Below are 20,849 nucleotides of genomic sequence, written 5' to 3' on the forward strand. Positions count from 1 at the left end.
GCCGAGAGCACCGACATGGTGCTGAACATCGGCCCCCAGCACCCGTCAACGCACGGTGTGCTGCGATTGCGCCTGGTCCTCGACGGCGAGCGGATCGAGCGGGCCGAGCCGGTGATCGGCTATATGCACCGCGGCGCGGAGAAGCTCTTCGAGGCCCGCGACTACCGCCAGATCGTGATGCTCGCCAACCGCCACGACTGGCTGTCGGCGTTCTCGAACGAGCTGGGCGTCGTCCTCGCCGTGGAGCGGATGCTCGGCATGGAGGTGCCTGAGCGCGCCGTGTGGACGCGCACGCTCCTCGCCGAGCTGAACCGGACTCTCAACCACCTGATGTTCCTGGGCTCGTATCCGCTGGAGCTGGGCGGCATCACGCCGGTGTTCCACGCCTTCCGGGAGCGCGAGGAACTCCAGAACGTCATGGAGGAGGTCTCCGGCGGCCGCATGCACTACATGTTCAACCGTGTCGGCGGTCTCAAGGAGGACCTGCCCGCGGGCTGGACGGGACGCGCGCGCGGCGCCGTGGCCGCGGTGCGTTCGCGCATGGACGTGTACGACAGGCTCGTGCTCGGGAACGAGATCTTCCGGGGCCGCACCCGCGGTGTGGGCGTGCTCTCCGCCGAGGCGGTGCATGCCTACGGAGTGAGCGGTCCGATCGCCCGTGCCTCCGGAGTGGACTTCGACCTGCGCCGCGACGAGCCGTATCTGGCGTACGGGGAACTCGGCGACGTCCTGAAGGTCGTGACCCGGCAGGACGGCGACTGCCTGGCCCGCTTCGAGTGCCTTCTGGAGCAGACCCACAACGCCCTCGACCTCGCCGACGCCTGCCTCGACCGGATCGCCGACCTGCCTCAGGGCCCCATCAACCAGCGTCTGCCGAAGGTGCTCAAGGCCCCGGAGGGCCACACGTACGCGTGGACCGAGAACCCGCTCGGCATCAACGGCTACTACCTGGTCTCCAAGGGCGAGAAGACCCCCTACCGCCTCAAGCTCCGCTCGGCCTCGTACAACAACATCCAGGCCCTTGCCGAGCTGCTGCCGGGCACGCTGGTCGCCGACATGGTGGCGATCCTCGGTTCGCTGTTCTTCGTGGTCGGCGACATCGACAAGTAGGGCACGACTCTCCCCACCATCACCCAGTAGTGCACCATCACCCAGTAGTGCACGATCACCCAGTAGGGCAACGATTCAGAGGCCGGTCACGGGGGCCAGTACGTCCGTCAGGTCGAGCCGCACTGGCTGTGCCAGCCAGCCGAAGTCCCCGAGGCCGCCCGGCGCCGTCAGCTCCGCCGCCTCGCCCGCGCGGGCAAGGGCCCGTACGTAGGCGGCCGGATCGCCGGAGGCGAGCGTGCGGGGCGGGCGGCCGCCGTGGACGCCGAGGGCGTGCAGGGCGGCGCGCTGGGTGCACAGGCGGGCGCCGGGCAGCGCGCAGGCGTCGAGGGCCACATGGGCGGTGACGTCGCGGCTGCCGTCCGGCACGGGCGGCTCCGCACGGCCCGCGCGGAAGCCCGCGAGGGTACCGAAGGGCGGCCGGGCCTCCCGGGTGTGCGCGTAGTCGACGGCAACCGCGAGACCCCGCGTCAGCGTCGCCACCGCCGCCGCCCACGCCTCGTCCCGGGGGCGCCCGATCTCCGCGCGCAGGCCGGGCTCGGCGCCGAGCGGCCACCAGCGAGCCAGCCACGCGGCGTCCGGGCCCTCGACCGGGCCGCCGAGTTCCTCGGTGCCGTCGGCGTGCACCAGGACGCGGCGCAGCGCGCCGTCGGGCGCCCGTTCGGCCACGTCGAGGGGCACGTTGTCGAGCCACTCGTTGGCGAAGAGCAGACCCGTCACACCGGCCGGGGGCGTGGCGCGCCACCGGATGCGGTCATCGAGCCCTTCGGGGCGTTCGGCGCGCTCCACCGCGTACGCACGCGCGCGTGCCGCCACCTCGCCGGGCAGGGCCGCAAGGACGCCCGCCGTCAGCTCGCCGCGGCCAGCGCCCATGTCCACGAACGCGAGCTCGCCGGGGTGCCCGAGCGCGGTGTCGACCCGGCACAGGAGCCGGGCCACGGCGTCCGCGAACAGCGGTGAGGCGTGCACGGAGGTGCGGAAGTGCCCCGCGGGTCCCTCAGGGCGGCGGTAGAAGCCACCGGGGCCGTACAGGGCGCTCTCCATGGCTTCCCGCCAGCCGCTCGGCGCGCCGCTTTGCCCTGCGCGGGCTCCTCCTGCCTCGTTCGTCACATCCCGAAGGCTAAGCGGGCCTCCACCTTGGGGAGTACGAGAGGGTCGTACGGATCGGACCTCCGGTTGACCCGGGGGCCTGATGGGTTGCCTACGCTGGGTTACGTGCAGCGCCTCTATGACTTTCTCCGCAGACACCCGACAGGAGTCGACGTCTTCTGGGCGTTCGTCCTGCTCGGCATCTCCGGGATCGGTGTGGTGGCCGTAGCCGAGTCCGACGGCCGTGACCCGGCGCTCGCGTCGATTCCGGTCGTCGTCGGGCTGTGCCTGGTGGTGGCGCTGCGGCGCCGGGCGGTCGAACGGATGCTGGTCCTCGCCGCGGCCATCGGCGTCATACAGATGATCTTCGATGTGGAGCCGGGGCCCGCGAACTTCGCGATGCTCGTGATCATCTACACAACCGCGGCGGACGGCGCCCCGTGGGCCTCCCGGTTCGCCCTGGTCGGCGGGCTCGCGGCGGCGCCCCTCTCGCAGGCGCGCTGGCCCGAGGGCAGCACGGGCGTCTGGGGCAACATCCTCTTCATGGTCTTCATGGTCGTGCCGTTCGCCCTGGCCTGGGTGCTCGGCGACTCCATCCGTACCCGCCGGGCCTACTTCGCCCAGTTGGAGGAGCGCGCCAACCGCCTGGAGAAGGAGCGCGAGGCGCAGGCCAAGGTCGCGGTCGCCGCCGAGCGCGCCCGCATCGCCCGCGAGCTCCACGACGTGGTCGCGCACAACGTCTCCGTGATGGTGGTGCAGGCCGACGGCGCCGCCTACGTCCTGGACGCGGCTCCCGACCAGGCCAAGCAGGCCCTCGCCACGATCTCGGGCACCGGCCGCCAGGCCCTCGCGGAGATGCGCAGACTCCTCGGCGTGCTGCGCACCGGCGAGCCCGAGGAGAGCGGCGAGTACGTCCCGCAGCCGGACGTGGAACAACTCGACGAGCTGATAGAGCAGGTGCGCGGCGCGGGCCTGCCGGTCGACTTCAAGGTCGAGGGCACCCCGCGCCCGCTGCCGAGCGGCGTCGAGCTCACCGCGTACCGCATCGTCCAGGAGGCGCTGACCAACACCCGCAAGCACGGTGGCGAGAACGCCGGTGCGAGCGTCCGGCTCGTCTACTTCGACGACGGCCTGGGGCTGCTCGTGGAGGACGACGGCAAGGGCGCCCCGCACGAGCTGTACGAGGACGGCGGCGCCGACGGCAGCGGGCACGGCCTGATCGGCATGCGGGAGCGCGTCGGCATGGTCGGCGGCACGCTGGACGCCGGGCCGCGTCCCGGCGGCGGATTCCGCATCAGCGCGTTGCTCCCGCTGAAACCCGCACACTGACACCTGTCACTGGTGGATCCGCCACCGCTCCCCGGCAGCCCCCGACCGCTCCCCGACCGCTCCCCGCCCGCACCGAGCCCGCATCGTCCGCGATGATGTCCTGACGAACCCCCCCATGAAGGGACCCTTTGATGTCGATCCGCGTGATGCTCGTCGACGACCAGGTGCTGCTGCGCACCGGGTTCCGGATGGTGCTCGCCGCGCAGCCGGACATGGACGTCGTCGCGGAGGCCGGAGACGGCGTGGAGGCGCTACAGGCGCTGCGGGCCACCGCGGTCGACGTGGTCCTGATGGACGTCCGCATGCCGAAGCTGGACGGCGTGGAGACGACCCGGCGCATCTGCTCCGACGACAACCCGCCGAAGGTGCTCATCCTGACCACCTTCGACCTCGACGAGTACGCCTTCTCCGGGCTGAAGGCGGGTGCGTCCGGGTTCATGCTCAAGGACGTGCCGCCGGCCGAACTGCTCGCCGCCATCCGGGCCGTGCACAGCGGCGACGCGGTCGTCGCGCCGTCCACCACGCGGCGCCTGCTCGACCGCTTCGCGCCCATGCTGCCCGCGGGCGCCGGGCAGCCCCGGCACAAGGAGCTGGAGCGGCTCACCGAGCGCGAGCGTGAGGTCATGGTGCTCGTCGCGCAGGGCCTGTCGAACGGCGAGATCGCGGCGCGCCTCGTCCTCTCCGAGGCGACCGTGAAGACGCACGTGGGCCGCATCCTGACCAAGCTCGGCCTGCGCGACCGCGTGCAGGTGGTCGTGCTCGCGTACGAGACGGGTCTTGTGCGGGCGGGCGGCGGCGGGGGCTGACGCCCGCCGGGGCGCGTCCGTCAGCGCAGGACGCCCTCGATGAACTCGGTGCCGAGCCGGGAGACCACGCCCAGGTCGAGCTGGTGCTGTACGTACCGGCCGCGGCGGCGCGTGGTGATCAGCTCGGCCTTCTTCAGGACGCTCAGGTGCCGGGATATCTCCGGTGCGGTCATGCCGTGGGCGTCGGCCAGCTCCCCCGTGGTGTACGAACCCCGGGCCAGATGGCGGCAGAGGCGCATCCGGACCGGGTGGGAGAGCGCGGCCATGCGGCGGGTGAGCTGCTCCACGGAGGCGGGGGCGGCAAGGCCCGGGGAGTTCACGGGGTAGGTGATCGAGGACTGCCAGCCGTACCGGTGCAGGACGAGCAGGTGGGGCCAGCCGAGGCTGGTGGGCACCAGGACCAGGCCGCCTTCGCCCGTCCGGGTGTGGCCGACCGCCATCTTGTCGATGGTGATCCTGCGGGCCTGTTCGTCCAGGTCCACCGCTCCGGAGATGGCCTTCAGCGCCTCGTCCAGGCCCTTGCGGCGCAGCAACTCGGTCTTGTGCCGGGCGTCGGCGGCCAGTTGCTGGCTCACGCGGGACCAGGTGTCCGCGAAGAACGCCTCGTCGCAGTCCTCCAGGAACTGCCGGAACCAGGCCCGCACCACGGGCGGGTCGTCGAGCAGGCGCTTGGTGAACCGCACTTGGTGGTCGCCGCGGGCGGCCGCGAGATCCAGGGCGTGACGGCGCGTCTCCGGGTCGTTCAGCGGGTCCGTGGCGCGCTGGGAGTCGTACGCCAATTGGCAGGTGAACTCCAGGGCGGCGTCGACGAACTGCTCGTCCGTCAGCTTGTCGAGCAGGTCGAGCTCCTCGGCGAGGGTGGCGCCGGGCAGCGTGCCCTTGCCGGGGATGCCCGCGAACGGGGCGAAGACGTCGGAGAACGTCGTCCGCCACAGGAAGTCCGCCTCGCACATGCGGTCCGCGAGGCACGGGTCCAGGCGCGTGGTGACGGCCGTCGCCCAGCCCTGCAGCCCCGGGTGGTGGCCGGGCTCCGACAGCGCGTGCAGCGCCATGCCGAGCTCGGCGAGGGGCGAGGGCACGACATGGATGCGGTCCGGTGTCAGGCCGGTGATGTCGATGCTCACGCTCATGGTCCCCATGGTGCACCGCGCCACTGACATCGCCGCCGTCGATTGACAGTCGGCGTCAATTGGGGAGACCTGGCCCCTGGGCCTTGTGCAGGGTGGAGGCATCGCCGGGGCCGCGAAGGTGCCGCCCCTTCCCACTGGGGCTGCGCCCCTTTCCCCCCGTCGGCCCTCCGGGCCTCGTCCTCAAACGCCGGACGGGCTGAATACGTCCTCGTCTCGACCGCCAAGCAGTAAATCTGCCCTCAGGCCGCCCGTTAAGTACCATTTGACATGAAAGGTCGTACGTCATGAGCGTCACGCAGCAGTACCTGCTCGACACCTACCGCGCCGCCCAGCACGGCGAGCCCGCGCCGCCCGCACCCGGGGCCCACGACTGGCAGGTCGTGCGGGAGGTGCGCGACTACGGGCGCTTCAACGCCGTGGTCCGTGAACGGCCCGCGCGGGGCCGTGTCCGCGCCGCCGTGCTGCGGTACTTCCGGGTACTCAGGGGAGGCGGCGCGCGAACTCCGCGACCGCTGCCATGACGTCGTCGGCGGTCCACGCCAGGCCAGGACCGTTCACGGTGACCTCCGTGACGGACAGGCCCGGCGGGCCGTCGGGGAACCAGCGCCAGAACAACTGGGTACCGGTCTCCTCGGCCTGCGCGAGCGTCGCCTGGTTCAGGACCTCGGGCGCGTACGGGAGCCAGCACTGGAACTGGTGGGTGTGCGGCGGATCGGGGTGCACGCGCGACCACGGCACCCGCGCGGACGCGAAGCCCTCGCGCAGCGCGTCGGCGACCACGCGCGCGTGGGTGATGTACTCCGGCAGGCGCGGCAGCACGTGCTTGAGGCCGAGCAGCGCCGAGAGTGCCGTCGGGAACTGCTGGAACATCAGCCCGCCGTACCGGTGCCGCCAGGCGCGGGCCTCGTCGGTCAGGGACCGCGGGCCCGCGAGCGCGGCGCCCGCGATGCCTTCCAGAGACTTGTAGAACGACACGTAGACGCTGTCGGCGAGAGCCGCGATCTCCGTCAGCGGCCGCCCGAAGTGCGTCGTGCACTCCCACAGGCGTGCCCCGTCGAAGTGCACCACGGCGTCGCGTTCGCGCGCCGCCGCCACCACGTCCGTGAGCTCCTGCCACTCGGGCAGGACGAAACCGGCCTCCCTCTGGGGCAGTTCCAGCATCAGCGTGCCGAACGGCTCCTCGAAGTCGAGGATCTCTTCGGCCGTGGGCTGGCGCGGCTCGTCCGTGGGGTGCACGGTGCGCAGACCGCTCACCACGGAGAGGGCACCCGCCTCGTGCACCTCCGGGTGCGAGCGCGGGTGCAGGGCCACCGTCGCGTTGCCGGTGCGCCCCGCCCAGCAGCGCAGCGCGACCTGCTGGGCCATGGTGCCGGTGGGGAAGAAGACGGCGGCCTCCTTGCCGAGGATCCTGGCGACCTCGTCCTCCAGGTCGGCGACGACCCCGTCGCCGTACATGTCACCCGGCCGCCCCAGGTCCGCGACCTCCGCGGCACCTCCCGTCAGGGCGGTGAGGCGCTCCGCCAGGGTCACCGTCGTCGGGGGCAGCGCCAGGATCCGTTCGGCGTCGCGGGCGGCGGCGAACCGCCGCGCGCGCTCGTCCGGCTGTTCCTGCTCGTCACTGCCTTCGCGGTCGCCGTCGTCGCCTTCGCGGTCGTCACGCGGGTCGTGTGCGGTCATCCACAGATCATCGCGCGCGGTCCTACGAATGCCCACAGCCTGTGGACAGCCGACGGCGCGGCGCCAAGCAATAGCGTTAGCATGACGAGAAATCGTCCGGTACCCCGAGCGGACTGGAACGGAAGGCGTCATCGCGTGAACGCATCTCACCGGCCCGAGCAGCAGCCGGAGGCCCGGCCGGACCCCAGGAACCGCCCCGCCAGGCTCACCGTGGGCGTCGTCGGAGCGGGCCGAGTGGGCCCCGCGCTCGCCGCGTCCCTGCAGCTCGCCGGGCACCGCCCGGTGGCCGCGTCCGGTGTGTCCGAGAGCTCACGGCGGCGTGCCGCCGCGCTGCTGCCCGACGTGCCCCTCGCCTCGCCGTCCCAGGTCCTCGAGCGTGCCGACCTGGTGCTGCTCACCGTCCCCGACGACGCGCTTCCCGGCCTCGTCGAGGGCCTCGCCGAGACCGGCGCGGTGCGCCCGGGACAGCTCCTGGTGCACACCTCCGGGCGGTACGGCACGAAGGTCCTCGACCCCGCCCTGCGCGCCGGTGCGCTGCCCCTCGCGCTGCACCCCGCCATGACGTTCACCGGCACCCCCGTCGACGTACAGCGCCTGGCAGGCTGCTCCTTCGGCGTGACCGCTCCCGAAGAGCTGCGGCTCGCCGCGGAGGCCCTGGTCATCGAGATGGGCGGCGAGCCCGAGTGGATCGCGGAGGAGGCCCGCCCGCTCTACCACGCCGCCCTCGCCCTCGGCGCGAACCACCTGGTCACGCTGGTCGCCGAAGCCATGGAGCTGCTGCGTGACGCGGGTGTGAGCGCCCCCGACCGGATGCTCGGTCCGCTGCTCGGCGCGGCGCTCGACAACGCCCTGCGCTCCGGGGACGCGGCCTTGACGGGACCCGTCGCGCGCGGGGACGCGGGCACGGTCGCCGCGCACGTCGCCGAGCTCCGCAAGCACGCCCCGGGGACCGTCGCGGGCTATCTGGCGATGGCCCGCGCGACCGCCGACCGCGCGCTCGCCCACGGTCTGCTCAAGCCGGAACTCGCCGAGGACCTGCTGGGCGTGCTCGCGGGCGGGGTGACGGGGCCCGGCGGACCGGGTGGACCGGGTGGCCCCTCCGGCGGCCCGGACGGCTTCCGTGACGGTGGCCCGGGTGGCTTCCGTGACGGCGGTCCGGACGACGGAGAGCAGCGATGAGCACCGCACTCCTGCACACCGCCAAGGACCTGCGCGCCCGTACGCGGGCCGGGCGGCGGGCCGTCGTCATGACCATGGGCGCCCTGCACGAGGGCCACGCCACCCTGATCCGCACCGCACGGCGGACGGCGGGGCCCGGCGGCGAGGTCGTCGTCACGGTCTTCGTGAACCCCCTGCAGTTCGGCGCGGGCGAGGACCTGGACCGCTATCCGCGCACCCTCGAAACCGACGTCACGATCGCCGCGCGGGCCGGCGCCGACCTCGTGTTCGCCCCCGGCGTGGACGAGGTCTATCCCGGCGGCGAGCCGCAGGTGCGGGTCACCGCGGGTCCCATGGGCGACGTCCTCGAAGGGGCCACGCGCCCCGGGCACTTCGACGGCGTGCTCACCGTCGTCGCCAAACTCCTTCACCTGACCGCACCGGATGTGGCGCTGTTCGGCCAGAAGGACGCCCAGCAGCTCGCCCTGATCCGCCGCATGGTGCGCGATCTGAACTTCGACGTTGAGATCGTCGGTGTGCCGACGGTCCGCGAGGACGACGGCCTCGCCCGCTCCAGCCGCAACCGCTACCTCTCGCCGGACGAGCGCCGCACCGCGCTCGCGCTGTCCCACGCCCTGTTCGCGGGCCGCGACCGGCACGCCGCGCAGGAGGCGCTGCGCGCCCGCGCCGCCCTCACGCCCGCCACCCACGCGCGCGTGGACGGTCTGAACGCCCTCGGCGAGGCCCGCGCGGCCGCCGACGCGCACGCCGTCGCCGCCGCCCTGCCGACCGGACCCGCCGCCCCGCCGACCGGACCCGCCGCCCCGCCGACCGGACCCGCCGCCCCGCCGACCGGACCGATCGGCCCCGACGCCGTGCGCGCCGCCGCCCGGCAGGTCCTCGACGAGGCCGCGCGCCTGCGCCCGCCGCTCGTCCTGGACTATCTGGCGCTTGTCGACCCGTCCGACTTCCAGGAGATCGACGGCGGCCACCAGGGCGACGCCGTGCTCGCCGTCGCCGCCAAGGTCGGCACGACCCGCCTGATCGACAACATCCCGCTCACGTTCGGAGCCCCCGCATGAGTGCTACCGGCATACGCCTGTACGCCCCCGCTCCCGGCTGGTCGCTGGATGCCGACGTCGTGGTCGTCGGCTCCGGAGTGGCCGGCCTGACCGCCGCCCTGCGCTGCTCGGCCGCAGGACTGAAGACCGTCGTCGTCACCAAGGCGCGCCTGGACGACGGCTCCACGCGCTGGGCCCAGGGCGGCATCGCGGCGGCACTCGGCGAGGGCGACACCCCCGAGCAGCACCTGGACGACACCCTCGTGGCGGGCGCGGGCCTGTGCGACGAGGAGGCGGTGCGCATCCTCGTCACCGAGGGCCCCGCCGCCGTACGCCGCCTCATCGAGACCGGCGCCCACTTCGACGAGTCCGCGGAAGGCGCCCTCGCGCTCACCCGCGAGGGCGGCCACCACCGCCGCCGCATCGCGCACGCGGGCGGCGACGCGACCGGCGCGGAGATCTCCCGGGCCCTGGTCGAAGCGGTCCGCGCGCGCGGCATACCCACGGTCGAGAACGCCCTGGTCCTCGACCTGCTGACGGACGACGAGGGGCGCGCGGCCGGCGTCACCCTGCATGTGATGGGGGAGGGCCAGCACGACGGCGTCGGCGCCGTGCGGGCGCCCGCCGTGGTCCTCGCCACCGGTGGCATGGGCCAGGTCTTCTCCGCGACCACGAACCCGTCGGTGTCCACCGGGGACGGGGTCGCGCTCGCCCTGCGCGCGGGCGCCGAGGTCTCCGACCTGGAGTTCGTGCAGTTCCACCCGACCGTGCTCTTCCTGGGCGCGGACGCCGAGGGCCAGCAGCCGCTCGTCTCCGAAGCCGTGCGCGGCGAAGGCGCCCACCTGGTGGACGCCGACGGCGTGCGCTTCATGGTGGGGCAGCACGAACTCGCCGAGCTGGCACCGCGCGACATCGTCGCCAAGGGCATCACGCGCCGCATGCGGGAACAGGGCACCGCGCACATGTACCTGGACGCCAGGCACTTCGGCCCCGACATGTGGGCGACGCGCTTCCCCACGATCCTGGCCGCCTGCCGCGCCCACGGCATCGACCCCGTCACCGAGCCCGTCCCGGTCGCCCCCGCCGCCCACTACGCCTCCGGCGGCGTCCGCACCGACCTGCACGGCCGCACCACCGTCGCGGGCCTGTACGCCTGCGGCGAGGTCGCCTGCACCGGCGTGCACGGCGCGAACCGGCTCGCCTCCAACTCCCTCCTGGAGGGCCTGGTCTACGCCGAGCGCATCGCCGACGACATCGCCGCCCTGCACGCCGCGGGTGCACTCCCCGCGCGCGTGCCCGCCGACACGACGCCTCCGGAGCGCCCGGCCCACCCGCTGCTGCCCCCCGAGGCCCGCTTCGCCATCCAGCGCGTGATGACCGTGGGCGCGGGCGTGCTGCGCTCCGCCGAGTCCCTCGCCGAGGCCGCCGAACGCCTCGCCGCCGTCCACGCGGACGCCGCGGGCGCGCTCGCCGAGCACGGCAAGACCGCCGAGCCCGGCGTGGACACCTGGGAGACCACCAACCTGCTGTGCGTCGCCCGCGTCCTGGTGGCGGCGGCACAGCGGCGCGAGGAGACTCGTGGCTGCCACTGGCGCGAGGACCACGCGGACCGCGACGACGCGGCGTGGGGACGCCACATCGTCGTACGCCTCGACCCCGACAGGGCCCTCACCACCCGCACCACCGACAACGCCCGATTCCCGAGCACCCAGGAGCAGTGACCGACGTGAGCACCCCCGACCTCCCCCTCGCCGACGGCAACGGCGGCTGCGGCGACGCCTGCGGCTGCGGCGACGCGGCGCCCGACGCGATGGAGTGCGGCCTCGACCCGTCGCTCGCCCGGATGCTGGCCGACGCGGGCCTCGACCCCGTCCAGATCGAGGACATCGCGCACCTCGCCATCGCCGAGGACATGGAGTTCTCGCCGGACGCCGTGGACGTCACGACGGTCGCCACCATCCCCGAGGACGCCGTCGCCACCGCCGACTTCACCGCCCGCCAGGCGGGCACCGTCGCGGGCCTGCGCGTCGCCGAGGCCGTCCTGTCCGTCGTCTGCGAGGACGAGTTCGAGGTCGAGCGGTACGTCGAGGACGGCGAGCGCGTCGAGGCAGGAGACGTGCTCCTGAGCATCACCACCCGCACCCGCGACCTGCTCACCGCCGAGCGCAGCGCGCTGAACATCCTGTGCCGCCTGTCCGGCATCGCCACCGCCACGCGCGCGTGGGCGGACGCCCTTGAGGGCACCGGCGCCAAGGTCCGCGACACCCGTAAGACGACGCCGGGGCTGCGCTCCCTGGAGAAGTACGCGGTACGCATGGGCGGCGGCGTCAACCACCGCATGTCCCTCGCCGACGCCGCCCTGGTCAAGGACAACCACGTGGTCGCGGCGGGCGGCGTGACCCAGGCCTTCAAGGCCGTACGGGAGATGTTCCCGGGCGTGCCGGTCGAGGTCGAGGTGGACACCCTCCACCAACTGCGCGAGGTCGTGGACGCGGGCGCCGATCTGGTCCTCCTGGACAACTTCACGCCCGGCGAGACGGAGGAGGCCGTCGCCCTCGTCGCGGGCCGTGCCCTCCTGGAGTCCTCCGGCCGCCTCACCCTGGACAACGCCGCCGCCTACGCGCGCACCGGCGTCGACTACCTCGCCGTGGGCGCCCTCACGCACTCCTCGCCCATCCTCGACATCGGCCTCGATCTGAGGGAGGCCGCCGCGGCCTCCGCGCGCGAGGCGGAGTAGCCCGCCATGCTGTTGACGATCGACGTAGGCAACACCCATACGGTTCTCGGCCTGTTCGACGGCGAGGACATCGTCGAGCACTGGCGCATCTCCACCGACGCCCGCCGCACCGCCGACGAACTCGCGGTGCTGCTCAAGGGCCTGATGGGCATGCACCCCCTGCTCGGCGGCGCACTCGGCGACGGCATCGACGGGATCGCGATCTGCTCCACCGTGCCGTCCGTCCTGCACGAGCTGCGCGAGGTCACCCGGCGGTACTACGGAGACGTGCCCGCAGTCCTCGTGGAGCCCGGCATCAAGACCGGGGTGCCCATCCTCATGGACAACCCCAAGGAGGTCGGCGCCGACCGCATCATCAACGCGGTCGCCGCGGTCGAGCTCTACGGAGGACCCGCGATCGTCGTGGACTTCGGTACGGCCACGACGTTCGACGCGGTGTCCGCGCGCGGGGAGTACGCCGGCGGGGTCATCGCTCCCGGCATCGAGATCTCCGTGGAGGCGCTCGGCGTACGCGGCGCGCAGCTCCGCAAGATCGAACTGGCCCGGCCGCGCAGCGTCATCGGCAAGAACACCGTGGAGGCCATGCAGGCGGGCATCCTGTACGGCTTCGCGGGCCAGGTCGACGGCGTCGTACAGCGGATGGCACGCGAGCTCGCAGGGCCCGGCGGGGACCCCGAGGACGTGACGGTGATCGCCACGGGCGGGCTCGCCCCCATGGTGCTCGGCGAGGCGTCCGTCATCGACGAGCACGAGCCCTGGCTGACACTGATCGGACTGCGGCTCGTGTACGAGCGGAACGTGTCACGCGGCTGAGCATGATTTTGCGCCGGAGAGTGCGGCTCGTCGCCAACTTTTCGCTTACGTCGGACATGCTGTATCCGTCTCCAACAGGCTGTGCGGGGACGGATATTGACCGGGTGTCTGGTGCGGGTGTTCGAGTGAGCGTGGGGCGGATGAGGCGCAGGGTGCGGCTGGGTGTGGTGACGGCCGCGGTGGTGGTGGCGTGGGCGGGGGGTGGCGCCGGGGCCGGGTTCGGGTCCCCGGCCGCGACGCCACCCCCCGGCCCGCCCACAGTCACCGCCCCCGCCGCGCCACCCGGCACCGCATCCACCGCTGCCACATCCCACACTGCGTCCGCCACCGCATGCGCCGTGGCATCCCGTGCTGCGTCCGTCGCCGCGTCCACCGCCGCGTCCCACGCTGCGTCCACCGCCGCATCCACCTCGGCATGTTCCGTGGCATCCGGTGCCGCATCCGCCTCTCCCGCATCGGCACCGACGCGGACTGTGCCGCCGTCGTCCACTCCGCCGGTGGGTGCGGTGGCTGCGGTGGCAGCGAAGGTGCCGCCTACAGCGTTGACGGCAGCGACGGCAGCGAAGGTGCCCACAGTGGCGACGGCAGCGGAGATGCCGACGGCACCGAAGGCGCGCAAGGTGGCGACGGCATCGACGGCGCCCACGGCGGCGGCGCCCACGGCAGCGGCGGCGACGGTGCCGACGACGTCGAGGGCGGCGGCTGCGAAGGTGCCCACGGTGGCAGCGGCCGCAGCGGCACCCACAGCGCCCGCGGCTTCCGCCACCCCCGACCCGGGCACACCGACCGCACCGGATGCCCCGGGCACACCGGCCGCACCGGATGCCCCGGGCACACCGGCCGCACCGAACGCCCCGCGCGGTCGCATGGCGGACACCGGGGCCGGTGTCGTGCCCTGGATCGTGGCCGGGGCGGCCGGGGCCCTCGGGGTGGGGGCGGTCGCCTTCGCGACGACGCGCCGCCGCCAGGACTGACCTCGCCCGGCCGCCGGGCTCCGCCCCCAGGCCCGCCCGCCGGGCCTCGCACGCGCCCGGGCCCGCACAGCCTCCGCCCGCCGGGCCTCGCACGCGCCCGGGCCCGCACAGCCTCCGCCCGCCGGGCCCCGCACGCGGCCGGGCCCGCACAGCCCCCGCCCGCCGGGCCCCGCACGCGCACGGGCCCGCACAGCCCCCGCCCACCGGGCCCCGCACGCGCCCCGGACCGCACAGCCCCGCTCACCCCGGTGGGCCTCCGCGGCCCCGGACCGCGCACCCCCCGGTCCACCCCGGGGGCCTCCGCAAAGCCTCAGCCACGCCAAAAGTGTCCGTTAAGCAGATTTTGTCCCGTTTGCGCTTATCGTCGGTTCATGCCCACGCCATACGGATCCCGGGGCGGAATGGCCTTCGGTGCGCAGGAGCTGCGAGTGCTCCGCCGTGCTCTGGCCCACGCCCTGCACCCCAGTACCGTCCGTGCCCTTGACGACCAGGCCGTGCAGGACTGCGTGCGCCTCGCCGACGACATCGACGAGGCGGCGCGCGAGAGCGCCCGGCTGCGTGCCTTCCTGGTGGCCGACCTGGCCCGCTACCGGGCCGCGCTGCCCGGCACCACCGCCGGGTACCTGGAGCTCCTCGACACCGTGCTCGGCACCGGGTACCTGCCGGACGCCGACGACCTCTCGGCGCTGCGAGCCCTGCGCGGCAACCCGCGCGCGGCCACCCTCCTCGGCCGCTGCCGGACACTCGCCGAGCAGGCCGTACGGGAGCGCCTCGCGGCGGCCACGGCGGCCCGCGGCACCGCCGCCACGGCGGCCCGGAGCGCCGCCGGTCCCGCCCCGTACGGGCCCGTGGTGGTCCGCCCCCGGGTACCCGTCTCCCGCGCCCGGCTGCTCGCCCTGCCCGGCGGGCTCACCGCGGCGGACGAGAAGAAGCCCGCGCCCCGCGCGAAGCCGCCCGCCGAGCGCCCCGCGCCCCCGCAGGAGCGCCCCCGCCCGATGCCCACTCCGGCCGAGGTGTTCCCGCCCAAACGCCCGGAGCGACCCGCCGCCCCCGCGCAACGCCTCGCCGCGGGCTAGCTACGCTGGGGGCATGGACTACGTCTCCGCGCTCGTGCCCCCCGTAGTGATGGCCGTGTTCTTCGTCGGTCTCATCGTGACGATCGTCAAGACCCAGGGCGGCGCCAACAAGGCCAAGGAGGACGCCGCCGTGGACGCGGCGATCGCCCGCGCCGAGTCCGTTCAGCAGACCCCCAGGACCGGCGACGCCTGACCGTCCACCGTTTCGCGGCAGGCGGGAAGCCGTAAGGCAGGACGCTGCCTCGGCGTACGACCCGACACTCGGGTCGTACGCCCTTTTTGTTGCGAAAATGACCGGTATGCCACGTCCATCACGTCATTAGTGGTCTCGCCCACTATTGTTCCACTGTGCCTCGCCCCTTGGGAGAACTCGAAGACGCAGTGATGACACGGGTGTGGAAGTGGAACCGCCCCGTGACCGTTCGAGAAGTCCTGGAAGACCTTCAGCGGGAACGGTCCATCGCGTACACGACTGTCATGACCGTTTTGGACAATCTCCATCAGAAGGGCTGGGTGCGCCGCGAAGCGGAAGGCCGGGCCTATCGATATGAGGCGGTCTCCACCCGTGCCGCCTACGCGGCCGCACTGATGAACGAAGCATGGTCGCAGAGTGACAACCCGGCATCCGCACTCGTCGCGTTCTTCGGCATGATGTCGCCGCAGCAGCGGCAAGCGCTCAGCGACGCCGTTCGCATGGTCGAAGGCGACACGGTTCGCAACAACGAAGCCGAAGCCAACGCCGAAGCCGACGCCGAAGCCGAAGCCGCCCATGGCGAAGCCGAAGCCCGAGCGGCGGCGGCGGAAGAGGCGCAGAACCCCGCGGCCCCGGAGTCCGGGACCGAACGATAGCGTCCGCCCATGCCAGCACAGCCCGACGAACTGTCCCAGCCACCCGGCGAACCCGGCGGCCCATGCGAACCCGGTGAACCCGGTGAACTCGGCGGGCCCGGCATGCTCCCGGCAAATGCGGTCTCGGTGCGCAGGGCCCGTACCGCCGATGTGCCCGCGGTGCGGGCCCTGCTCGATCCCTACGTCCGGCGCGGCATCCTGCTCGACAAAGCGACCGTCACGCTTTACGAGGACATCCAGGAGTTCTGGGTGGCGGAACGCGTGTCAGGCCAAGGCAAAGCCGGTCCCGTGGTGGGCTGCGGCGCGTTGCACGTGATGTGGGAAGACCTCGCCGAAGTACGCACCCTGGCGGTGAATCCACAGGTCAAGGGCGCGGGAGTGGGACATCGGCTGCTCGGTGAGTTGCTGCGGACCGCTCGTCGGCTCGGCGTACGACGCGTTTTCTGCCTCACCTTCGAAGTCGACTTCTTCGCCAAGCACGGCTTCGTGGAGATCGGCGAGACGTCCGTCGATACCGTCGACCGAGATGTCTACACCGAGCTGCTGCGTTCCTATGACGAGGGCGTCGCGGAGTTCCTCGGCCTCGAACGAGTGAAACCGAACACCTTGGGCAACAGCCGGATGCTTCTGCATCTGTGATCGTGACCGAGCTATTCCGGGCAGTCACATGGCCGGTGGGCTATGTCCGAAACGCGCATGTTTCCCGGGATCCCGTCGAGCTGGTCTCTCCCAGGGGTTTGTGTTTTTCCGGGAAAAGCGGTTTGCTTTCCGACGTACTGCAGTGCTGCATATAACAGGGGGCGGCGAATCGGCGGCTCATGCCGCATGGTCCGGCCCTGAAGTTATCGATGAAAGGAAATCCGGTGGCACAGAAGGTTCAGGTCCTTCTTGTCGATGACCTCGACGGCGGCGAGGCGGACGAGACCGTGACGTTCGCGCTGGACGGCAAGACGTACGAGATCGATCTCACCACCGCCAACGCAGACAAGCTCCGCGGTCTTCTCGAGGCGTACGTGAAGAGCGGGCGTCGGACGGGTGGCCGCTCCAGCGGACGCGGCAAGTCCCGGACCGCGACGTCCGGCGGCAGCCAGGACACCGCGCAGATCCGCGCGTGGGCGAAGGACAACGGCTTCGAGGTCAACGACCGCGGCCGCGTCCCCGCGTCCATCCGCGAGGCCTACGAGAAGGCCAACGGCTGACTGCTCTGACGCCGCAGCCGGACCCGGTGGCACTGCGTTGCCGCCGTGTCCACGAGGCGTACGAGGTCGGAGCCCGCGGCGGAGCCGGAATGGGGGTCGGTTCCGCTGCCGTCCGCGCACAGGGCCGGGCTCGGCCCCGGGGCGGACGGCGGTGTCGGTGACGGCAAGGTCAGTGACGGCAAGGTCAGTGACGGCAACGTCGCCTCCACCTCGCAGTTGGGCTCGGGGGCCCGCAGCCACACGGCGGCCCCCGGTCGGCCGACCGCGCCGGGAGGGGTGGGCGCGTCCACGAGACCGCCCGCGCCGATCCCCTTGAGGTCCAGGGGGATGCCCCCCCACTCCAGCCAGTCGAGCAGTCCCGGCAGCTCGTCCGCGCTGCCCGCGGCCACGAAGAGCCGCATCGTCTCCCCGTGCAGGGCCACGGGCGCCTTCGGGCCCGCGTGCCGCAGCGCCGCGAAGCCCGCCTCCGCCGGCAGTTCGAGCACGTCGAAGCGCAGCCCCGTGAGCAGCCTGACGCCGGGGCCGGAAGCCACGGCCCAGCCCAGGCCGTTCTCGTACCAGCACCGCTCCGCCGCCGGATCCCACGGCCCCGGCGCCGGGGCGTCCCGCTGACGCGACACCGGCGGTCGGGGGTGGGGAACGCTGAGGGCCATGCCCGGAGCAACCGGGCGAGACGCACTGGGGTTACGGCCCTGTCACGATGGGTGTGGGTTCTGTCGCGCTCGGTGGTCGATCCGGGGGCGTATTGGCGCACTTCACGGCGCAAGGGTGTTCGCCCGTAGCGGAGCGAACCGGTGCGCGCTGCATGGAGAGTCAGTGCATACGGGTAAGACATCCCTAGTGGGGAGGGGCGACACGCGGCGTTCAGGTGTCCCACGTTCGCCAACGGCGTACTCGTAGCGAGGGTGACGGCCTGGCCTGCGGGAACATCATCTCCCACCATCAAGTTGTGGCATGTGTCGGCGTTGGAGCCGGGAAGCGTTCTCTACCGTAGTGAGGGTGATCCGGACGGGTGTCGGCAGTTGGAATGAGCGGTCCCCGCTTGCGGGACTAAGCTGCGGAAGGACAGGGAGGGGAGCGTCCCCTTACTGCCTGACCGCTCTGAGGAGCGATTAACGATGTTCGAGAGGTTCACCGACCGCGCGCGGCGGGTTGTCGTCCTGGCTCAGGAAGAAGCCCGGATGCTCAACCACAACTACATCGGCACCGAGCACATCCTCCTGGGCCTGATCCATGAGGGTGAGGGTGTCGCCGCTAAGGCCCTGGAGAGCCTCGGGATTTCGCTCGAGGCGGTCCGCCAGCAGGTGGAGGAGATCATCGGGCAGGGCCAGCAGGCCCCGTCCGGGCACATCCCCTTCACCCCCCGTGCCAAGAAGGTCCTGGAGCTCTCGCTCCGCGAGGCCCTTCAGCTCGGGCACAACTACATCGGCACGGAGCACATCCTGCTCGGCCTGATCCGCGAGGGCGAGGGCGTCGCCGCCCAGGTCCTGGTCAAGCTGGGCGCCGATCTCAACCGGGTGCGGCAGCAGGTCATCCAGTTGCTCTCCGGCTACCAGGGCAAGGAGACCGCCACCGCCGGCGGTCCTGCCGAGGGCACGCCCTCCACGTCCCTGGTCCTCGACCAGTTCGGCCGGAATCTCACCCAGGCCGCTCGTGAGTCCAAGCTCGACCCGGTCATCGGGCGCGAGAAGGAGATCGAGCGGGTCATGCAGGTGCTGTCCCGCCGTACGAAGAACAACCCGGTCCTGATCGGTGAGCCCGGCGTCGGCAAGACCGCCGTCGTCGAGGGCCTCGCCCAGGCCATCGTCAAGGGCGAGGTGCCCGAGACCCTCAAGGACAAGCACCTCTACACCCTCGACCTGGGCGCCCTGGTCGCAGGCTCGCGCTACCGCGGCGACTTCGAGGAGCGCCTGAAGAAGGTCCTCAAGGAGATCCGCACCCGCGGCGACATCATCCTGTTCATCGACGAGCTGCACACGCTCGTGGGTGCGGGTGCCGCCGAGGGCGCCATCGACGCGGCGTCGATCCTGAAGCCGATGCTGGCCCGCGGTGAGCTCCAGACCATCGGTGCCACCACGCTCGACGAGTACCGCAAGCACCTGGAGAAGGACGCGGCCCTCGAGCGCCGCTTCCAGCCCATCCAGGTCGCGGAGCCGTCGCTGCCGCACACCATCGAGATCCTCAAGGGCCTGCGCGACCGGTACGAGGCGCACCACCGCGTCTCCATCACCGACGAGGCCCTGGTCCAGGCCGCCACCCTGGCCGACCGGTACATCTCGGACCGCTTCCTGCCCGACAAGGCGATCGACCTGATCGACGAGGCGGGCTCCCGGATGCGCATCCGCCGGATGACCGCGCCGCCGGACCTCCGCGAGTTCGACGAGAAGATCGCGGGCGTGCGCCGGGACAAGGAGTCGGCGATCGACTCCCAGGACTTCGAGAAGGCCGCTTCCCTGCGCGACAAGGAGAAGCAGCTCCTGGCCGCCAAGGCCAAGCGCGAGAAGGAGTGGAAGGCCGGCGACATGGACGTCGTCGCCGAGGTCGACGGCGAGCTGATCGCCGAGGTCCTCGCCACGGCGACGGGCATCCCGGTCTTCAAGCTGACGGAGGAGGAGTCCTCCCGTCTGCTCCGTATGGAGGACGAGCTCCACAAGCGCGTCATCGGCCAGAAGGACGCCGTCAAGGCGCTCTCGAAGGCGATCCGGCGTACGCGGGCGGGTCTGAAGGACCCGAAGCGTCCCGGTGGCTCGTTCATCTTCGCCGGTCCGTCCGGTGTCGGTAAGACCGAGCTGTCCAAGGCCCTCGCCGAGTTCCTCTTCGGTGACGAGGACGCGCTGATCTCCCTCGACATGTCGGAGTTCAGCGAGAAGCACACGGTCTCGCGTCTCTTCGGCTCGCCCCCCGGCTACGTGGGCTACGAAGAGGGCGGTCAGCTCACCGAGAAGGTCCGCCGCAAGCCGTTCTCCGTCGTCCTCTTCGACGAGGTCGAGAAGGCCCACCCGGACATCTTCAACTCGCTGCTGCAGATCCTGGAGGACGGTCGCCTGACCGACTCCCAGGGCCGGGTCGTGGACTTCAAGAACACGGTCATCATCATGACGACCAACCTCGGTACGCGGGACATCTCCAAGGGCTTCAACCTGGGCTTCGCCGCCCAGGGCGACACGAAGTCCAACTACGAGCGCATGAAGAACAAGGTCTCGGACGAGCTGAAGCAGCACTTCCGGCCCGAGTTCCTCAACCGTGTGGACGACGTCGTCGTCTTCCCGCAGCTCAGCCAGGGCGACATCCTCGAGATCGTCGACCTCATGATCACCAAGGTGGACGAGCGCCTGAAGGACCGGGACATGGGCCTCGAGCTCTCCCAGTCCGCCAAGGAGCTCCTCGCCAAGAAGGGGTACGACCCCGTCCTGGGTGCGCGGCCGCTGCGCCGCACCATCCAGCGCGAGATCGAGGACACGCTCTCCGAGAAGATCCTCTTCGGCGAGCTGCGCCCCGGTCACATCGTGGTCGTCGACACGGAGGGCGAGGGCGAGACCAAGGCCTTCACCTTCCGCGGTGAGGAGAAGGCGGCTCTCCCGGACGTGCCGCCGATCGAGTCCGCCGCGGGTGGCGGGCCGAATCTGAGCAAGGACGCGTGACGCGGGCGCTTTGCCTGAGCAGCGCGTAGGGGCTGCCCCGGACCTTCGGGTCCGGGGCAGCCCCTTTTCCGTGTTTGTACGGTCGTGAGGGTGGCGTGTTCCAGGAGGTGTTCCGTTCAACTCGAAGAGCCGTAGTGTTTTGATTCCGGAGGGTGAATTCCCAGGTAGGAATGCGGTCGGACGCAAGCCGGGCAAGGGGTGGG

20 protein-coding genes are annotated in these 20,849 nt (G+C 72.0%); 16 read left to right on the forward strand and 4 right to left on the reverse strand.

The genetic code is table 11. The features are described 5' to 3' along the window. Positions 1 to 15: 15 nt before the first annotated feature. On the forward strand, positions 16 to 1,110 hold the full coding sequence (locus tag IG78_RS0127625) for an NADH-quinone oxidoreductase subunit D (RefSeq protein WP_051852988.1): 1,095 nt from the start codon (positions 16 to 18) through the stop codon (positions 1,108 to 1,110). 75 nt (positions 1,111 to 1,185) lie between these two features. Here the strand turns inward: IG78_RS0127625 and IG78_RS0127630 are convergent, their stop codons facing one another. After that, entirely contained in the window at positions 1,186 to 2,151 is a 966-nt protein-coding gene (locus tag IG78_RS0127630; protein WP_037686530.1) for an SAM-dependent methyltransferase, read from the reverse strand. A gap of 171 nt (positions 2,152 to 2,322) precedes the next feature. On the opposite strand from IG78_RS0127630, the gene IG78_RS0127635 reads away from it, so the two are divergent. Both IG78_RS0127635 and IG78_RS0127640 read left to right on the forward strand, forming a co-directional pair. Then, complete coding sequence (locus IG78_RS0127635; RefSeq protein ID WP_030567917.1) at positions 2,323 to 3,525, forward strand: sensor histidine kinase; 1,203 nt, start codon at positions 2,323 to 2,325, stop codon at positions 3,523 to 3,525. A gap of 131 nt (positions 3,526 to 3,656) precedes the next feature. Further along, the gene (locus IG78_RS0127640; protein ID WP_030567918.1) at positions 3,657 to 4,331 is read left to right on the forward strand and encodes a response regulator transcription factor; all 675 of its coding nucleotides are present in this window, start codon (positions 3,657 to 3,659) and stop codon (positions 4,329 to 4,331) included. Positions 4,332 to 4,351: 20 nt separating this feature from the next. On the opposite strand, the gene IG78_RS0127645 is transcribed toward IG78_RS0127640, so the two are convergent. Further along, a complete protein-coding gene (locus tag IG78_RS0127645) occupies positions 4,352 to 5,461 on the reverse strand; it encodes a DUF5937 family protein (protein ID WP_030567919.1) in 1,110 nt (369 codons plus the stop codon). A 284-nt stretch (positions 5,462 to 5,745) separates the two neighbouring features. Between IG78_RS0127645 and IG78_RS42760 the strand changes: the two genes are divergently transcribed. Then, positions 5,746 to 5,982 carry a hypothetical protein gene (locus IG78_RS42760; protein ID WP_037686533.1) on the forward strand — a complete coding sequence of 79 codons (237 nt, stop codon included), beginning with the start codon at positions 5,746 to 5,748 and terminating at the stop codon, positions 5,980 to 5,982. Here the strand turns inward: IG78_RS42760 and IG78_RS0127655 are convergent. Then, the gene (locus IG78_RS0127655; RefSeq protein WP_030567922.1) at positions 5,942 to 7,138 is read right to left on the reverse strand and encodes a threonine aldolase family protein; all 1,197 of its coding nucleotides are present in this window, start codon (positions 7,136 to 7,138) and stop codon (positions 5,942 to 5,944) included. The genes IG78_RS42760 and IG78_RS0127655 overlap by 41 nt on opposite strands. Positions 7,139 to 7,348: 210 nt before the next feature. Here IG78_RS0127655 and IG78_RS0127660 point away from each other — a divergent pair, with 210 nt between their 5' ends. The 11 genes from IG78_RS0127660 (at position 7,349) to IG78_RS0127715 (ending at position 17,005) form a co-directional block, all read left to right on the forward strand. After that, complete coding sequence (locus tag IG78_RS0127660) at positions 7,349 to 8,317, forward strand: Rossmann-like and DUF2520 domain-containing protein (protein ID WP_169749722.1); 969 nt, start codon at positions 7,349 to 7,351, stop codon at positions 8,315 to 8,317. Then, positions 8,314 to 9,378 carry a pantoate--beta-alanine ligase gene (gene panC, locus IG78_RS0127665; protein ID WP_030567925.1) on the forward strand — a complete coding sequence of 355 codons (1,065 nt, stop codon included), beginning with the start codon at positions 8,314 to 8,316 and terminating at the stop codon, positions 9,376 to 9,378. The genes IG78_RS0127660 and panC overlap by 4 nt, the downstream gene beginning before the upstream one ends. After that, on the forward strand, positions 9,375 to 11,078 hold the full coding sequence (locus IG78_RS0127670) for an L-aspartate oxidase (RefSeq protein WP_030567927.1): 1,704 nt from the start codon (positions 9,375 to 9,377) through the stop codon (positions 11,076 to 11,078). The genes panC and IG78_RS0127670 overlap by 4 nt, the downstream gene beginning before the upstream one ends. Positions 11,079 to 11,083: 5 nt before the next feature. Continuing rightward, the gene (gene nadC, locus IG78_RS0127675) at positions 11,084 to 12,094 is read left to right on the forward strand and encodes a carboxylating nicotinate-nucleotide diphosphorylase (RefSeq protein WP_030567929.1); all 1,011 of its coding nucleotides are present in this window, start codon (positions 11,084 to 11,086) and stop codon (positions 12,092 to 12,094) included. A 6-nt stretch (positions 12,095 to 12,100) separates the two neighbouring features. Then, positions 12,101 to 12,907 (forward strand): type III pantothenate kinase, encoded by an 807-nt coding sequence (locus tag IG78_RS0127680; protein ID WP_030567931.1) that lies wholly within the window; start codon positions 12,101 to 12,103, stop codon positions 12,905 to 12,907. Positions 12,908 to 13,482: 575 nt separating this feature from the next. After that, the gene (locus tag IG78_RS49450) at positions 13,483 to 13,881 is read left to right on the forward strand and encodes a hypothetical protein (protein WP_157855884.1); all 399 of its coding nucleotides are present in this window, start codon (positions 13,483 to 13,485) and stop codon (positions 13,879 to 13,881) included. 401 nt (positions 13,882 to 14,282) lie between these two features. Further along, positions 14,283 to 14,957, forward strand: a complete 675-nt coding sequence (locus tag IG78_RS0127690; RefSeq protein WP_030567933.1) for a hypothetical protein — start codon at positions 14,283 to 14,285, stop codon at positions 14,955 to 14,957. Between the two features lie 13 nt (positions 14,958 to 14,970). Beyond that, positions 14,971 to 15,150 carry a hypothetical protein gene (locus tag IG78_RS0127695; protein WP_030567935.1) on the forward strand — a complete coding sequence of 60 codons (180 nt, stop codon included), beginning with the start codon at positions 14,971 to 14,973 and terminating at the stop codon, positions 15,148 to 15,150. Between the two features lie 155 nt (positions 15,151 to 15,305). Continuing rightward, positions 15,306 to 15,806: a BlaI/MecI/CopY family transcriptional regulator gene (locus tag IG78_RS42765; protein ID WP_225882247.1), complete on the forward strand. Its 501-nt coding sequence runs from the start codon at positions 15,306 to 15,308 to the stop codon at positions 15,804 to 15,806. A gap of 102 nt (positions 15,807 to 15,908) precedes the next feature. Then, positions 15,909 to 16,445: an amino-acid N-acetyltransferase gene (locus IG78_RS0127710; protein ID WP_030567939.1), complete on the forward strand. Its 537-nt coding sequence runs from the start codon at positions 15,909 to 15,911 to the stop codon at positions 16,443 to 16,445. A gap of 224 nt (positions 16,446 to 16,669) precedes the next feature. Then, on the forward strand, positions 16,670 to 17,005 hold the full coding sequence (locus IG78_RS0127715; protein ID WP_030567941.1) for a histone-like nucleoid-structuring protein Lsr2: 336 nt from the start codon (positions 16,670 to 16,672) through the stop codon (positions 17,003 to 17,005). Here IG78_RS0127715 and IG78_RS0127720 read toward each other — a convergent pair. After that, entirely contained in the window at positions 16,984 to 17,658 is a 675-nt protein-coding gene (locus IG78_RS0127720) for an SCO3374 family protein (protein ID WP_030567943.1), read from the reverse strand. The genes IG78_RS0127715 and IG78_RS0127720 overlap by 22 nt on opposite strands. A gap of 465 nt (positions 17,659 to 18,123) precedes the next feature. On the opposite strand from IG78_RS0127720, the gene IG78_RS0127725 reads away from it, so the two are divergent. Then, positions 18,124 to 20,646 (forward strand): ATP-dependent Clp protease ATP-binding subunit, encoded by a 2,523-nt coding sequence (locus IG78_RS0127725; RefSeq protein WP_030567946.1) that lies wholly within the window; start codon positions 18,124 to 18,126, stop codon positions 20,644 to 20,646. Positions 20,647 to 20,849: the final 203 nt, after the last annotated feature.

Origin of the sequence: Streptomyces aureocirculatus, assembly GCF_000720475.1 — a bacterium.
GTDB lineage: Bacteria > Actinomycetota > Actinomycetes > Streptomycetales > Streptomycetaceae > Streptomyces > Streptomyces aureocirculatus.

Bases quoted from the DNA above. Each gene is read 5' to 3' on its own strand.
- IG78_RS0127640 (WP_030567918.1), top strand. From the start codon at position 3,657: ATGTCGATCCGCGTGATGCTCGTCGACGACCAGGTGCTGCTGCGCACC.
- IG78_RS0127630 (WP_037686530.1), bottom strand. From the start codon at position 2,151: ATGGAGAGCGCCCTGTACGGCCCCGGTGGCTTCTACCGCCGCCCTGAG.
- IG78_RS0127680 (WP_030567931.1), top strand. From the start codon at position 12,101: ATGCTGTTGACGATCGACGTAGGCAACACCCATACGGTTCTCGGCCTG.
- IG78_RS0127690 (WP_030567933.1), top strand. From the start codon at position 14,283: ATGGCCTTCGGTGCGCAGGAGCTGCGAGTGCTCCGCCGTGCTCTGGCC.
- IG78_RS0127720 (WP_030567943.1), bottom strand. From the start codon at position 17,658: ATGGCCCTCAGCGTTCCCCACCCCCGACCGCCGGTGTCGCGTCAGCGG.
- IG78_RS0127655 (WP_030567922.1), bottom strand. From the start codon at position 7,138: ATGACCGCACACGACCCGCGTGACGACCGCGAAGGCGACGACGGCGAC.
- IG78_RS0127725 (WP_030567946.1), top strand. From the start codon at position 18,124: ATGTTCGAGAGGTTCACCGACCGCGCGCGGCGGGTTGTCGTCCTGGCT.
- panC (WP_030567925.1), top strand. From the start codon at position 8,314: ATGAGCACCGCACTCCTGCACACCGCCAAGGACCTGCGCGCCCGTACG.
- IG78_RS0127695 (WP_030567935.1), top strand. From the start codon at position 14,971: ATGGACTACGTCTCCGCGCTCGTGCCCCCCGTAGTGATGGCCGTGTTC.
- IG78_RS0127625 (WP_051852988.1), top strand. From the start codon at position 16: ATGGTGCTGAACATCGGCCCCCAGCACCCGTCAACGCACGGTGTGCTG.
- IG78_RS0127670 (WP_030567927.1), top strand. From the start codon at position 9,375: ATGAGTGCTACCGGCATACGCCTGTACGCCCCCGCTCCCGGCTGGTCG.
- IG78_RS0127710 (WP_030567939.1), top strand. From the start codon at position 15,909: ATGCTCCCGGCAAATGCGGTCTCGGTGCGCAGGGCCCGTACCGCCGAT.
- IG78_RS42760 (WP_037686533.1), top strand. From the start codon at position 5,746: ATGAGCGTCACGCAGCAGTACCTGCTCGACACCTACCGCGCCGCCCAG.
- IG78_RS0127645 (WP_030567919.1), bottom strand. From the start codon at position 5,461: ATGAGCGTGAGCATCGACATCACCGGCCTGACACCGGACCGCATCCAT.